General features: G+C 70.6%; 5 protein-coding genes. 4 read left to right on the top strand and 1 reads right to left on the bottom strand.

Annotation, left to right across the window (positions count from 1 at the left end; genetic code table 11):
• Positions 1-17: 17 nt before the first annotated feature.
• From AC3ETA_RS12355 to AC3ETA_RS12345, 3 genes are read left to right on the top strand one after another with little or no spacing between them, the layout of a single operon-like run.
• Positions 18-605 (top strand): DUF5998 family protein, encoded by a 588-nt coding sequence (locus tag AC3ETA_RS12355; protein ID WP_432192892.1) that lies wholly within the window; start codon positions 18-20, stop codon positions 603-605.
• Positions 605-1,807, top strand: a complete 1,203-nt coding sequence (locus AC3ETA_RS12350; protein WP_432192891.1) for an alkaline phosphatase family protein — start codon at positions 605-607, stop codon at positions 1,805-1,807. Before AC3ETA_RS12355 ends, AC3ETA_RS12350 begins: the two co-directional genes overlap by 1 nt.
• A 44-nt stretch (positions 1,808-1,851) precedes the next feature.
• Positions 1,852-2,502, top strand: a complete 651-nt coding sequence (locus tag AC3ETA_RS12345) for a thymidine kinase (RefSeq protein ID WP_432192890.1) — start codon at positions 1,852-1,854, stop codon at positions 2,500-2,502.
• A 102-nt stretch (positions 2,503-2,604) separates the two neighbouring features.
• Here the strand turns inward: AC3ETA_RS12345 and AC3ETA_RS12340 are convergent, their stop codons facing one another.
• Entirely contained in the window at positions 2,605-3,081 is a 477-nt protein-coding gene (locus AC3ETA_RS12340) for a DUF2397 family protein (RefSeq protein ID WP_432192889.1), read from the bottom strand.
• A gap of 535 nt (positions 3,082-3,616) precedes the next feature.
• Between AC3ETA_RS12340 and AC3ETA_RS12335 the strand changes: the two genes are divergently transcribed.
• Positions 3,617-14,263 (top strand): LamG-like jellyroll fold domain-containing protein, encoded by a 10,647-nt coding sequence (locus tag AC3ETA_RS12335; RefSeq protein ID WP_432192888.1) that lies wholly within the window; start codon positions 3,617-3,619, stop codon positions 14,261-14,263.
• Positions 14,264-14,278 lie beyond the last annotated feature (15 nt).

The following is a 14,278-nucleotide window of genomic DNA, read 5'->3' as shown; positions in this document are numbered from 1 at the left end:
CCCGTAGGATGGGCGTCATGGCCAAGACCAGTACGACGACCCAGGGGCTGCGAGCGGCGATCGAGCGCAGCGGCTACTACCCGGCCCTCGTGGCCGAGGCGGTGGAGGCCGCCGTGGGCGGCGAGCCCATCCGGTCGTACCTGGTCCACCAGGAGACCACGTTCGACCAGAACGAGGTGCGGCGGCATGTGACGGTCCTCGTCCTCACCGGCAACCGCTTCATCGTCAGCCACACCGACGAGCAGGCCGCGGACGGCACCTCCCCGACGCCCTACGCCACGACCTCGACGGAGTCGGTCAAGCTCGGCCGGATCTCCTCGGTCGTGCTCAGCCGCGTCGTCGCCAACCCGGAGCAGTACACGGTGGGCACGCTGCCCCGCGAGGTGGTCCTCACCATCGGCTGGGGCGCCGTCTCCCGCATCGACCTGGAGCCCGCCGCCTGCGGCGACCCCAACTGCGAGGCCGACCACGGCTACACGGGCAGCTCGACCGCGGACGACCTCAGCCTGCGCGTCAGCGAGGCCGGCGACGGACCGGAGACGGTGCGCCAGACGCTCGCCTTCGCCCAGGCCCTGTCCGAGGCGACCGCGGACCTCACCCGCTGATGTCCCAGTCCGCCCCGTCCACGGCCTGGGACCCCCATCCGGAACCCCTCGCCGTCGCCTCCGCGCCGTCCCCCGAGTACGGCAGCGGCTCACTCGCCGACCTGCTGCCCACGCTGGCCGCCGGCATGGCCGTACCGGGCATGACCGCCACGATCGGCGAGCTGACCCCGGCCGACCGCAACTGCGTGTTCCTCATCGACGGCCTCGGCTGGGAGCAGCTCAAGGCGCACCCCGAGGAAGCCCCCTTCATGAGCGCGCTCCTCGGCAGCTCGCGCGGCGGCACCGGACGCCCGATCACCACCGGCTATCCGGCGACCACCGCGACCTCCCTCGCCTCCGTCGGCACCGGCCTGCCGCCGGGCGCGCACGGCCTGCCCGGCTACACCGTCCGCAACCCCGACACCGGCGAGCTGATGAACCAGCTGCGCTGGAACCCGTGGACGGCGCCGCACGTCTGGCAGCCGTATCCGACCGTCTTCGAGCTGGCGCACCGGGCGGGCGTGCACGCCGCCCAGGTGTCCTCGCCCACCTTCCAGAACACCCCGCTGACCAAGGTCGCACTCAGTGGCGGAACGTTCCTCGGGCGGCTGACCGGCGAAGAGCGCATGGACCTCGCGGCCGGGCAACTGGCCGCGGGCGATCGCTCCCTGGTCTACACGTACTACGCCGAACTCGACGGCGCCGGCCACCGCTACGGCGTCGACTCGGACACCTGGCGCGGCCAGCTCATGTACGTCGACCGGCTCGTCCAGCGCCTCGCCGAGCAGCTCCCGCCGCGCACCGCGCTCTACGTCACCGCCGACCACGGCATGATCGACGTACCCTTCGACGAAGAGCACCGCATCGACTTCGACGAGGACTGGGAGCTGCGTGCCGGTGTCGCCCTGCTGGGCGGCGAGGGCCGCGCGCGGCACGTGTACGCGGTGCCGGGCGCCGCGAACGACGTCCTGACCTGCTGGCGCGAGGTGCTCGGTGAGCAGTTCTGGGTGGCCTCGCGCGACGAGGCGATCGAGGCCGGCTGGTTCGGGCCGCAGATCGACGAGCGGGTCCACGACCGCATCGGCGACGTCATCGCGGCCGCACGTGACGACGTCCTGATCATCGCCTCCGAGCGGGAGCCGAAGGAGTCGGCGATGGTCGGCAACCACGGTTCGATGACCCCCGCCGAGCAGCTGGTCCCCCTGCTCGAAGTACGCTCCTGAAGCCTCCCCTCGACCCCTTGTTGCCGAAAGGTGCTCAACTCCACATGCCCGAGCTGGTGTTCTTCTCCGGAACCATGGACTGTGGGAAGTCGACACTTGCACTACAGCGAATCCACAATCGGTCGGCCAGGGGTCTGCAGGGCGTGATCTTCACGCGCGATGACCGCGCGGGAGAGGGGAAGCTGTCCTCGCGGCTCGGTCTGGTGACGGATGCTGTCGAGGCGGCGTCTGAGATGGATCTGTACGCCTACGTCGTGGGTCGGATGTCGCAGGGTGACAGAGTCGACTATCTCATTGTGGATGAGGCGCAGTTCCTGGCGCCGGAGCAGATCGATCAGCTGGCGCGGGTCGTGGACGATCTGGACCTTGATGTCTTCGCCTTCGGCATCACGACCGATTTTCGGACGAGACTTTTCCCGGGCTCACAGAGGCTGATCGAGTTGGCTGACCGGATAGAAACGCTCCAGGTGGAGGCGATGTGCTGGTGCGGGGCGCGTGCTACGCACAATGCCCGCACAGTGGGTGGCGAGATGGTGGTGGAAGGTGAGCAGGTCGTCGTCGGCGATGTGAACGGCCTCGTTGCAGAGGTCGGCTACGAGGTGTTGTGCCGACGCCATCACCGCCGCCGTATGACGAGCGTCGCTGCGCGGGCCGGCACGCTCTCGCCGGACGTCCTGCCGGTCGATCCGGCCTGACCCGTACACTCGCTGCCCCGCCTGCCCCGCCTGCCCCGCCTGCCACGACGTCGGTCCGACGCCCGTCGTCTCAGAGGTCGTTCGAAGTGGGCGGATTGCCCTTTATCCCTTACTGAGTTCCCCGTCAAGCGGACAACAGGCGAGACGACCCCCACTTGCGAGCCGACGCAGGGCTGGCGATGAAGGCACAGCCGGTGCCGTGCCTCGTCGTCCGGGGCTTCGGCAAACCAGCGGGCCAGGGTGCGGAGGTCTGCGGACCGGTCGGAGCTCCCCTCCCCGCCGCTCGTCCAACTGCCGTACAGCGGCCAGAAGCTGCGGAATCGCGCCCAGGACCCGGCCGCGCGGCAGCCGGGCCCGCGACTCACGCCCGTCCACGGACACGAAGCAGGCGGAAAGCCCCGCCCAACGCCCCGTTCGCTGCGCGTACGCCCTGCCTCGGCGTCCTCGGCCTCGCCCGGGGCGGCATCGGCCTCCTCCCGCGCCGCCGCCGGCCGCAGCAGCACGTCCACCCGGCCCCTGCCCTCCAACTCGCCGATCAGCAGGGCGATCCGCCCGCTCAGGGTGATCAGCGAAGGTCACCTGGATCCTCGTACCGGAACGCGCAACGCTTGATTTCCTGCACCACGACGCGGGACGCGACCACGGGCTTCACCGGCTCGGGATCGCCAGGTGCCGGCTTCGACACCGAGTCGTCTGCGGGGGCCTCGTCTCGGAAGGGCCACCGGGGTGGGCGCCGATGGCTCGCCGGGGACGGGGCCTGCGGCGCGTTCGGCTGGGCAGGTCCTTGCCGGGGACGTCCGCCTGTCCGCTGGAGGGCGACTGCGACATCCCCGCGCCGGAGTGCTCCGCCTGGAGCCTGCTGGTGAGAAGCGGTCGCCGGTCGGACCGGGAACCTGGTGATGAAACGACGGTCGCGGATGTGGTCGAACGGTGTGCGGCGGTGGAGCGTGCCGGTCGCCGTGTATCTGCACGTCGGGCTTGGCCGCATCGTCGTTGATCATGTCACTGGCGTTCATGTGTTGATCGTCAATCACTCGTACCTTCTCGCCCACTTGTGCTTTTTCAGTGAAGGACGGGGATGATGGGGCGGGGTTTGCGAAGGGCCGCATTGGCGATGGCCGCGGTCATGGCGCTGCTGTCGGCAACGGAAGGAGCGGCGTTCGCCGTTTCCCCCCAACCGGTCGGCGCCAACTCCCTGTTGACGGGTCCTGCCCCCGACCAGCCCTACGGCAGCGCGGACGGACGGCCGCACACGGCCGCCTCCGCCGACACCGACGCGGCGGCGAAGGGCGGCAGCCGCGGGCACGACGCCGCGCCCGGGGAACTCGGGGCGGAAGCGTCGGTGCCGGCGAACGCGGACCCGCTGGCCGGCGCCGGTCAGGCGGAGTTGGCGGCTCCGCAGCCGCAACAGGCCGCGGAGCCGAAGCTGCCGCAGGCCAAGGGGTACGACCCGGACACCAGCCGTGAACTGCCCGGCGAACGCGGGCGGCAGCAGCGCACCTACCGCAACGAGGGCGGCACCCTCACCACGCGCTTCTACGACGAGCCGGTCAACTTCCGCCGTGCGGACGGTTCGTGGCAGCAGATCGACACGACGCTGGTGCCGCGTGTGGTCGGCGGCGGGCTGGGCCGGTCGGCGGGCGCGGCGGCGAACGGATGGACCGTTTCCTCGGCCGAGACCGTGTCCTCCTTCGCTACCCATGCGGACGACGAGCCGCTGGTGTCCATGGACCTCGGTGACGGCGCGGCCGTCGCCTTCGGCCTCCAGGACGCCGCCCACAGCGCAGGGGAGACGGACGGCAGCACGATCACCTATCGGAACGCCCGCCCCGCCGCGGACGTCTCCTTCGTGGCGGGCAACAGCTCGGTGAAGGAACTGCTGATCCTGCACGACCGCACCGCACCCGCCGAGTGGGTGTTCCCGCTGACGCTCACCGGACTGACGGCCGCCGTCGACGCATCCGGCGCGGTCGTGCTCACCGCCGCCGACGGCGCCGAGCGGGCCCGCATCCCGGCCGGGTGGATGCAGGACGCGGGCACCGATCCGAACGCCAACCAGGGCGAGGTCTCCAGCGCGGTCACCTACGAGCTCGTACAGACCGGCGGGGCACTCGCGCTCAAGGTGGTGCTGGACAAGGAGTGGCTGGACGACCCGGCCCGCGTCTACCCCGTGACCGTCGATCCCTCGGTGAAGTCGGTGGATGCCACTGCAGGAACGTATGTGCAGTCCCCGTACAACCAGAGCTTCTCCTCCGACAGCCTTCTCAAGGTCGGCACCTACGACGGCGGCAGCCACAAGGCCGCGTCCTTCCTGCGCTTCTCCGGCCTGGAGACCACGCTGAAGAACGCCTGGGTGCTCAGTGCGAACCTCGCCCTGTACGAGACCTGGTCCTACTCCTGCACCGCGCGCCCGGTGACCGTGCACCCGATCACCTCGAACTGGTCGGAGAGCACCGTCACCAAGTACCCCGGCCCCTCCACCGGTGCCTCCCTCGCCTCCAAGAGCTTCGCCCACGGCTGGCGCCCCGAAGGTACCGAGACCTGGAGCTGCGGACGCGCCTGGGAGACCATCAAGCTCGGCTCGTCCGGGCGCAAGCTGGTCGACGACTGGACCCACGGCCGCAAGAAGAACTACGGCCTTGCGGTCAAGGCCTCCACCACCGACTCCAAGGGCTGGAAGCAGTTCGCCTCCGACGACAACACCAACAAGCCAAGCCTGGACGTCACCTGGGTCAAGTACGGCGCCACGTACAAGCTCGGCTCCTGGGGCACCCCGGTCACCGCGAACGCCGAGGGCGTGATGAAGGTGACCGTGACCAATCAGGGCCAGGAGACGTGGCCGGCGGGCGGCGACTACAAACTGCGCTACAACCTGTACGACTCCTCCGGCAAGGCGGTCTCCAACGCCTCGAACGTCCTCTACACGGACATGACGCAGGCCGTCTCGCCCGGCGAGACGGTGACGGTCAACGCCAGGATCGCGGCGCTGGACCCCGCCAAGTACACCCTCGCCTGGACCATGACGGACTACGGCACGAGCACGTTCACCGAGGCGGGCGTGCCTGGCTTGGCCATGACGTTCTCCTCGGCGAACATCCCGCCGCAGCTGACCGCCGAGTCCCCGGGCAGCGGGGCGGTGTTCGACTCGCTGACGCCGACGCTGTGGGCGAACGGCACCGACGTCGACCGCTATCCGAACGGGACCTTGCAGTTCACCTTCGAGGTCTGCGAGGTGGAGGGCAAGAACACCCGAAAGAACTGCCGCAGCGGAACCCGTTCCAGCTCCAAGCAGTGGGCGGTACCTTCCGGCTGGCTGTCCTGGGGCCAGCAGTACGCCTGGTACGCCTATGCCTACGACGGCTCCGCGACCTCCACCCGGCCGGGGCCCGCCCTGTTCACCACGCAGGTCCCGCAGCCCGGCATCACCCGGCACCTCGGCGGCGCGGACGGCGGCCGGGAGTTCGGCGCCCGCGCCGGCAACCACGTGACCGCGGCCACCGACGCCTCCCTGGCGACGGCCGGACCCGAGCTGGCGGTCACCCGCACCTACAACTCCCTCGACCCGCGCACGACCGGTGCCTTCGGGGCGGGCTGGTCGACCCGCTGGGACATGCGGCTCGTCGAGGAACCGCAGACCGGAACCGTCCTGATCACCCTGGCCGACGGCTCGCAGATCCGCTACGGCAGGAACTCCGACGGCAGCTACGCGGGCCCCTCCGGCGGCACCAGCACCCTCACCCCCGAGCAGGACGGCTGGGTGCTGCGTGACACCTCCGGCACCACCTACCACTTCAGCTCCGGGGGACTGCTCACGCTGATCAAGGACGGGTCCGGGCGTACGCAGGCGCTGACCTACGAGCAGGAGGACGGCGGCCCGCCGACCCGCGTCACCGACGGCCTGTCCGGCCGCTACCTCGACCTGGCCTGGACCGGAGACCATGTCACCGCCGTGACCACCAGCCCGGCGGGCTCCGGTGAGCCCGGCCTGACCTGGACCTACGGCTACGACGGTGACCGGCTGACGAAGGTCTGCCCGCCCGGCTCGACGACCGAGTGCACGGTCTACGACTATGCCGACGGCTCGCTGTACCGGACCTCGGTCCTGGACGACAACCCGGTCTCGTACTGGCGGCTGGGCGAGGAGGACGGCTCGCTGGCCCGCAGCCAGGCCCCGTCGCGCACCGGGCTGAACAACGCCGAGTACGCCGACGTCTCCCTGGCCGCGCCCGGCGCCCTGTCCGGCACCGCCGACACCGCCGCCTCCTTCGACGGCACCGACTCCGTCGTGGAACTGCCTGACAGCACCGTGCACTCCTCGTCGTTCCTGTCCGTCGAGCTGTGGTTCAAGACGAGCGAGCCGGGAGTCCTCTTCTCCTACCAGGACGAACGCCTCACCGACGGCAAGCCCGGCTGGTGGACCCCGGCGCTGTACGTCGGCACCGACGGCAAGCTGCGCGGCCAGTTCTGGCGCGAGGGCGGCAAGGGCGTGATGACCTCCGCGTCCGCCGTGAACGACGACGCCTGGCACCACGTGGTGCTCGCCGGCGCGGGTACCACCCAGGCCCTCTACCTGGACGGCACCCGTATCGGCACCCGGGACGGCGCCATCAACCACACCGACCAGGTCTTCACCTACGTCGGCGCGGGCTACACCGGCGGCGGCTGGCCGTCCCTGGACACCACCGACACCTACGGCCACTTCACCGGCGTCATCGACGAGGTAGCCGTCTACGACCGTCCGCTCGCGCTCCAGTCCGTGGCCGAGCACCACGCGGCCCGGCAGCCGGCCGGCCGCATGGTCACGACGACCCTGCCGTCGGGCCGGGTGCACGCACGGGTCACCTACGACTCCTCCACTGACCGCGCCACCGAGGTGACCGACGCCTCCGGTGGCACGTGGAAGATCTCGGCCCCCGGCTACGCCTCCGGTTCGGCGGCCTACCAGCAGGCGGTGCTGACCTCCTCTCCGTCCGGTTACTGGCGGCTCGGCGACCGCCGCGGAGCGGCCGCGGCCACCGCACTGCCCGACGGGACCGACGGCTCGTACGGTGACGGCGTCACCCTGGCCGCGCCCGGCGCCTTCGCCGACGGCGACGACACCGCCGCCTCCTTCGACGGCACGTCCGGCTACGCAGAGGTGCCGTCGGACGCGCTGCACGGCTCCACCGATGTCGCCGTGGAACTGTGGTTCAAGACCACCAAGGCGGGTGTGCTGGTGGGCGACCAGTCGCGTGCCATCGACGACCCGGCCGGAGTGGGCGGCTCGTGGACCCCGGTGCTGTATGTGGGCACCGACAGCAAGCTGCACGGCAAGTTCTACGCGGGCACGTCGGTGACCGGCACCTCTCTGAACTCCACGGGCACCGTCACCGACAACCAGTGGCACCACGCGGTGGTCTCTGCGTCCGGCAGTACCCAGACCCTGTATCTGGACGGGGTGAAGCAGGGGACGCTGGCCGGTGCGGTCAGTCATCAGGCGAACTCCCGCACGTACATCGGTGCCGGTTTCGCAGCCGCGGCCTGGCCCAGCAGCCCTGGCGACATCAGCCACTTCACCGGCCAGATCGACGAAGTCGCCATCTACCAGCACCCGCTGGACGCGGCCACCGTCGCGGCACACCACAACGCCCGCCACGACCTGGTCTCCGGCGACGCGGCCCGCTACCGCGGTGCCACCGGTGCCGACGCCCCGGGCGGCTACTGGCGGCTGGACGAGACCTCCGGCACGACGGTCAGGAGCACGGTCGCCGCCAACGACGGCACCGGCACCTACACCGGCGTCACCCTGGACACCACCGGCGCCTTCGGACCCGGTGAGGGCAGCGCCGCACAGTTCTCCGGCGACGACCACGCGGAGCTGCCCGGCGACATCATGCACGCCTCGACCGACCTGGCCGTGGAACTGTGGTTCAAGACCACCAAGGCGGGTGTGCTGGTGGGCGACCAGTCGCGTGCCATCGACGACCCGGCCGGAGTGGGCGGCTCGTGGACCCCGGTGCTGTATGTGGGCACCGACAGCAAGCTGCACGGCAAGTTCTACGCGGGCACGTCGGTGACCGGCACCTCTCTGAACTCCACGGGCACCGTCACCGACAACCAGTGGCACCACGCGGTGGTCTCTGCGTCCGGCAGTACCCAGACCCTGTATCTGGACGGGGTGAAGCAGGGGACGCTGGCCGGTGCGGTCAGTCATCAGGCGAACTCCCGCACGTACATCGGTGCCGGTTTCGCAGCCGCGGCCTGGCCCAGCAGCCCTGGCGACATCAGCCACTTCACCGGCCAGATCGACGAAGTCGCCATCTACCAGCATCCCCTGACCGACCAGCAGGTCTCCGCGCACTACCGCTCGGCGGTCGAGTCCGATACGTCGGCTCTGCTGTCCACGGTCCAGGTGACCGACCCGCTCGGCGTCGTGACCGGCAAGACGTACGACGCACTCCACGCCCAGCGCGCCGTCACCGCCACCGACGCCGACGGCGGCGTCACCACCTTCGCCTACGACACCGGCGGCTTCCTGCACACCGTCACCGATCCGGCCGGACACATCACCGTCACCGGTCACGACCCCCGGGGCAACACGGTCTCCCGCACCACCTGCCGGGACGCGGACTCCTGCTGGACGTCCTTCACCGACCACCACCTCAACCCGGACGACGCACTCGACCCGCGCAACGACCGCCCGGTCACCGTCCGCGACGCCCGTTCCTCGGGCCCGTCCGACGACCGGTACGCCACCGAGCTCGCCTACACGGCTCTCGGCCAACCCACGACCACCACTCTGTCCGACGGCCGCAGCAGCACCAGGACCTACACCGACGGCACCGAACCGGCCGCGGGCGGCGGCACCACCCCTGCCGGGCTCCTCGCCTCGGAGACCACCACGGGCGGCGCGGCCTCCACGTACGCCTACTTCGCGAGCGGCGACCTGGCGCAGGTCACCTCCCCGTCCGGGCTGGTCACGACGTTCACGTACGACAATCTGGGCCGCAAGACGACCGAGACCCAGACCTCGGACACCCACCCGGACGGCGTGACGACCGACTACGCCTACGACGCCATGTCACGGGTCGTCACCGAGACCGGCGCCGGAGTGAGGAACGAGATCACCGACGTCACGCACCGGGCCAGAGTCACCCGTTCCTACGACGCGGACGGCAACCTGCTGACCGAGTCCACCGCGGACACCACCGGCGGCGATCCGGCCCGGACCGTCACCCACACCTACGACAGCCACGGCCTGCCCGAGTCGGTCACCGACGCCGAGGGCAACACCACCACGTACACCTACGACCCCCTCGGCCGGGTCAGGAGCGAGACCGACCCGGCCGACACCACCGTGACCTACGCCTACACGCCCCGCGGGCAGCTCGCAGAGACGGTCCTGAAGGACTGGACCGGCGACCCGTCCGGCGAGATCCGCGACCTGGTGCTGGAGTCCCGTGCCTACGACCCGGCCGGCCGTCTGGCGTCCACGACGGACGCGATGGGCGCGACGACGACGTCCACCTACTTCGACGACGGACTCACGGCCACGGTCACCGCCGAGCAGGTCACACAGTCCGACGGCACCCGGCACGACATCGTGCTGGCGAGCAACGTGTACGACGGCGCCGGCCACCTGACCCGGCAGGTCACCGGCGGCGGCGCGACCACGATCACCCACCAGGTCGACGCGACGGGCCGCACCGTGAAATCGGTCCTCGACCCGGACGGCCTGAATCGCACCACCACCTACGCCTACGACGGCGACGACCGGCTCACCGAACAGACCCGGACCATCGCCGGGACGAAGAAGCTCACCACCGTGTCCGAGTACGACGCCGCGGGCAACCCGACACGGCAGACCGTCACCGACGGCACCAGCTCCCACACCACCACCCACACCTACGACGACCGCGGCCTGCCCCTGACCACGGTCAGCCCGCGCGGCAACGAGTCCGGCGCCGACACCACCGCGTACACCACGACGTACCGCTACGACGAACTGGGCCGCCTGGTCCAGCAGACCGCCCCGCCGGTGCAGGCGGAGCAGAACGGCGACGCGGCCACGACGGTCGAGCCGGTGACGCTGACCGGCTACAACACCTTCGGCGAGGCAACCGAGACGAAGGACCCCCAGGGCGAGGTGACCCGCACCGAGGTCGACGCCCTGGGCCGTGCCACCGCGGTGACCCTGCCCGACTACACCCCGCCGGGCGCCGCCGCACCACTGACCGCCACCACCCGCACCACGTACAACGCCCTGGGCCTGCCGGCGTCGGTCACCGACCCGCTGGGCCGTGCCACCCGCTACGCCTACGACCAGTTCGGCCGGCTGACCAGCAGGACGGACCCGGTTGCCGATGCGGCCGCGGCTCTCGCGGCCTCCGAGACGGACCCGGACCTCGTCATGGGCCCGACGGTGAGCGAGGACGGCGGCGGAGTCACCCGCCACACATGGACCCCGACCGGCCTGCAACTGTCGGCCACGGATCCCACGGGCGCGCGCACCGAGGCCACCTACGACGAACTGGGCCGTCAGCTGACCGCCACCACGGTCGAGCGCCACCCGGCAGTCCAGAACCTGACCAGCCGATACACCTGGGACGACGCGGGCAACCAGACGGCGTCGACGACGCCGGGCGGCATCACCACGACGACCACCTTCAACCCGGCGGGCGAGGTCCGCTCGGTGACGGACCCGGCCGGCACCACCCGCTTCGACCACGACGGCCTCGGCCGCCGGACGGAAGCGATCGACGCGACCAACCGGCGGACCACGACCACCTACGACGCGCTCGGCAATGTCACCGCGTCCACCGACTACGGCACGGGCACCGCGGAACTGCGCACGGCGTCGGCCGAGTTCGACACCGACGGCAACCGCACGGCCGTCATCTCCCCGGAGACGCAGGCCCGCACGACGTTCACCTACGACGCGCTGGGCCGGATGACTCGGCAGGTGGAGCCGGTCTCGGCTCAGGAGTCGATCACGACGACGTTCGGCTACGACGAGGCGGGCCATCGCACCCGGCTGACCGACGGACGCGACAACAAGACGGTCTACACCTTCAACAGCCGGGGCCTGCCCGAGTCGACGATCGAACCGTCCACGACCGCCCACCCGGACGCGGCCGACCGCACCTGGACCACGGTCTACGACAAGGCCGGCCAGCCGGTGACGGAACTGCTGCCCGGCGGGGTGAAGCGCGAGCGCACCTACGACGGCCTGGGGCGCCTGATCCAGGAGACCGGTACCGGCGCGGAGGCGGCGACAACGGACCGCACACTGACGTACGACCTGGCGGGCCGGATGACCTCGGCCGGTTCCGACACCCCGCTCACCCCGAACACCTACACCTACAACGACCGCGGCCAGTTGCTGACCGCGGAAGGCCCCGGCGGCACGGTGGACTACACCTACGACGCCGACGGCCGCATGACCGAGCGGACGGACGGGAAGTACACCACCTCCTACGGCTACGACTCGGCCGGCCGCCCGGAGTGGCTGTGGAACGAGATGACCGGCGCCGACATCTGGTACGACTTCGACGCCGCCGGGCGGCCGGTCATGGAGCAGTACGCCATCCAGCCGGACGGTTCCACCGAGTGGGTGGAGTCGGCGCGCCGCTCCTACGGCTACGACAGCCTGGGCCGCCTGACCGACGACGTCATCACCACCCCGGACGAGACCACCGAGATCGCGGCCACGACCTACGCCTACGATCTGGACGACCGTCTGACCTGGAAGGAGACCAGCGGCACGGCGGGTGCGGGCGAGCACGTCTACGGCTACGACCGGATCGGCCGCCTGGCCTACCGGACCAAGGACGGCCAGACCACCCACTACGAGTGGGACGCGGCCGGCAACCGCACCAAGGCCGGTGAGGCCACGGCGACGTACGACGAGCGCAACCGCCTGCTGGCCGACGGCTCATCGACGTACACCTACACCCCCCGAGGCACCACTGCCGGGGTCGAGACGGGGACGGACACCCGCCACCAGGCCTTCGACGCCTTCGAGCGCAAGGTGACCGACGGCGCCTCGACCTACACGTACGACTCCCTGGACCGCGTCGCGCGGAACGGCACCACGGTGTTCCGCTACGACGGCGGCTCCAACAACCTGCTGAGCGACGGCACGACCGACTACACCCGCATGCCGGACGGCTCCCTGCTGGCCGCCGGGGACGGCACCACGGCTCAGTGGTCCGTCACCGACCGCCACACCGACCTGGTCGCGGGCCTGTCCACCGACGGTCTGACGGTCACCGGCTCCACGGCCTACGACCCCTTCGGCACCGTGACGGCCACCGCCGGCAGCACACCCGCCCTCGGCTACCAGTCCGGCTGGACCGACCCGGACAACGGCGACGTCAACATGGCCGCCCGCTGGTACCGGCCGGGCACCGGCGCCTTCGCCTCCCGCGACACCTGGCAGCTCGATCCGGTGCCCTCGGGACAGGCCAACCGCTACAGCTACGGCAGCGGCGCGGCCCTCAACGGGACGGACCCGAGCGGCCACTGCTTCTGGGACGCCTGCGCGATGGAGGGCTACCTGCTCATCGCCGGCGGGGTGGCACTGGCCGGATGGGCGTCCTACGAGCTGAGCCAGACCAACACCTCCAGCTGGGACTGGGGCTGGGACTGGAACTGGTCGTGGTCGTCGTCCAGTTCCTCGTCGTACGCGGGAAGCACCGCCCTGTCCTACAGCTACTCGGGCAGTCTCGCGGACTCGATCGCGGCTCAGGCCAGAGCACAGTCGGCCGCGGCGAGCAGAGGCAACGGCGGAAACGGCGGCAGGGGCGGTGGCAACACCTGCCGGTACGACTGCGGCGGCCGCGGCCCCGGCAGCAGCACGCCCCGCTACCCGGGAGGAGGCGGTGGCGGCGGCACCGGAGGCGGCGGTGGTGGCGGCGGAGTCCTGACTCCGCCCCGTCCCCCGATCATCCAGAACCCCAAGGGTCCGCTTCCCCGGGTGGTGCGCGCGCCGCGCAAGCCGGACTGGGACCCGTGGAAGCCGACCCCGGAACAGATCCTCGCCGCGGTGAAGGCCGTCTACAACACCCAGGACCTGATCGACATGATCACGGGCGACGACACCTACACCCCTACCGAGACCGACCCGCAGACCCATCCGGCTCCCGGCACCGACCCCGGCAACGGCAACGGCGCTGACGGCCGCGGTAACGACTGCCGGCGTGGCGGCGAGGGCTGGGTGGACTACCGCGACACCGACCCGGACAACGGCAACCGGGCGCAGGGAGTGACCGCATGTCTGACGAGGCAGTACGTGGAGACGCACGAGGGCACCGAGACCAACAGGTACATCCGGCCTCCGGGCTATACATGGGCCCAGAAATACGCAAGGCATCTCAAAGCGATCCCGAAGGTGTCCGTGAACAACTGCCACCTCCTCGGCTCCCAGCTCTCAGGATCCGGCACCGACCTGCGTAACCTGGCCACATGCGGCCGGGATGCGAACGCCTACCCCCCAAGGGGTGGTCTTGGAGCGATGGACAACATGGTCCAGTTCGAGAATCAGGTACTGGCCCAGGTCCAGGCACGGCACACCGTCGCGTACACGGTGACCCCTGACTACTCGGGGCGGCGGACGGTACCCCGGGGCTTCACCATGTCGGCGACCTCCTGGGATGCGGGCGGCAACTACGTGGGGACCACGAGCCGCTATGTACCGAATCTCATGAACACGCCTTCCGGATGGAAGAACCTGGGAACTGTCGTGGATTCCCGAACCGGGCTGGACGTGCCGACACGATGACTAGGGAGGAGCACC

This window comes from Streptomyces sp. bgisy027, from assembly GCF_057710365.1.
Note: the sequence above shows the minus strand (reverse complement) of the source record. Positions and strands in the feature narration are given on the sequence as shown.

What these genes read in the sequence shown, in the direction of transcription:
- AC3ETA_RS12355 (WP_432192892.1), top strand. Translation starts at nt 18, where the DNA reads ATGGCCAAGACCAGTACGACGACCCAGGGGCTGCGAGCGGCGATCGAG.
- AC3ETA_RS12350 (WP_432192891.1), top strand. Translation starts at nt 605, where the DNA reads ATGTCCCAGTCCGCCCCGTCCACGGCCTGGGACCCCCATCCGGAACCC.
- AC3ETA_RS12335 (WP_432192888.1), top strand. Translation starts at nt 3,617, where the DNA reads ATGGCCGCGGTCATGGCGCTGCTGTCGGCAACGGAAGGAGCGGCGTTC.
- AC3ETA_RS12345 (WP_432192890.1), top strand. Translation starts at nt 1,852, where the DNA reads ATGCCCGAGCTGGTGTTCTTCTCCGGAACCATGGACTGTGGGAAGTCG.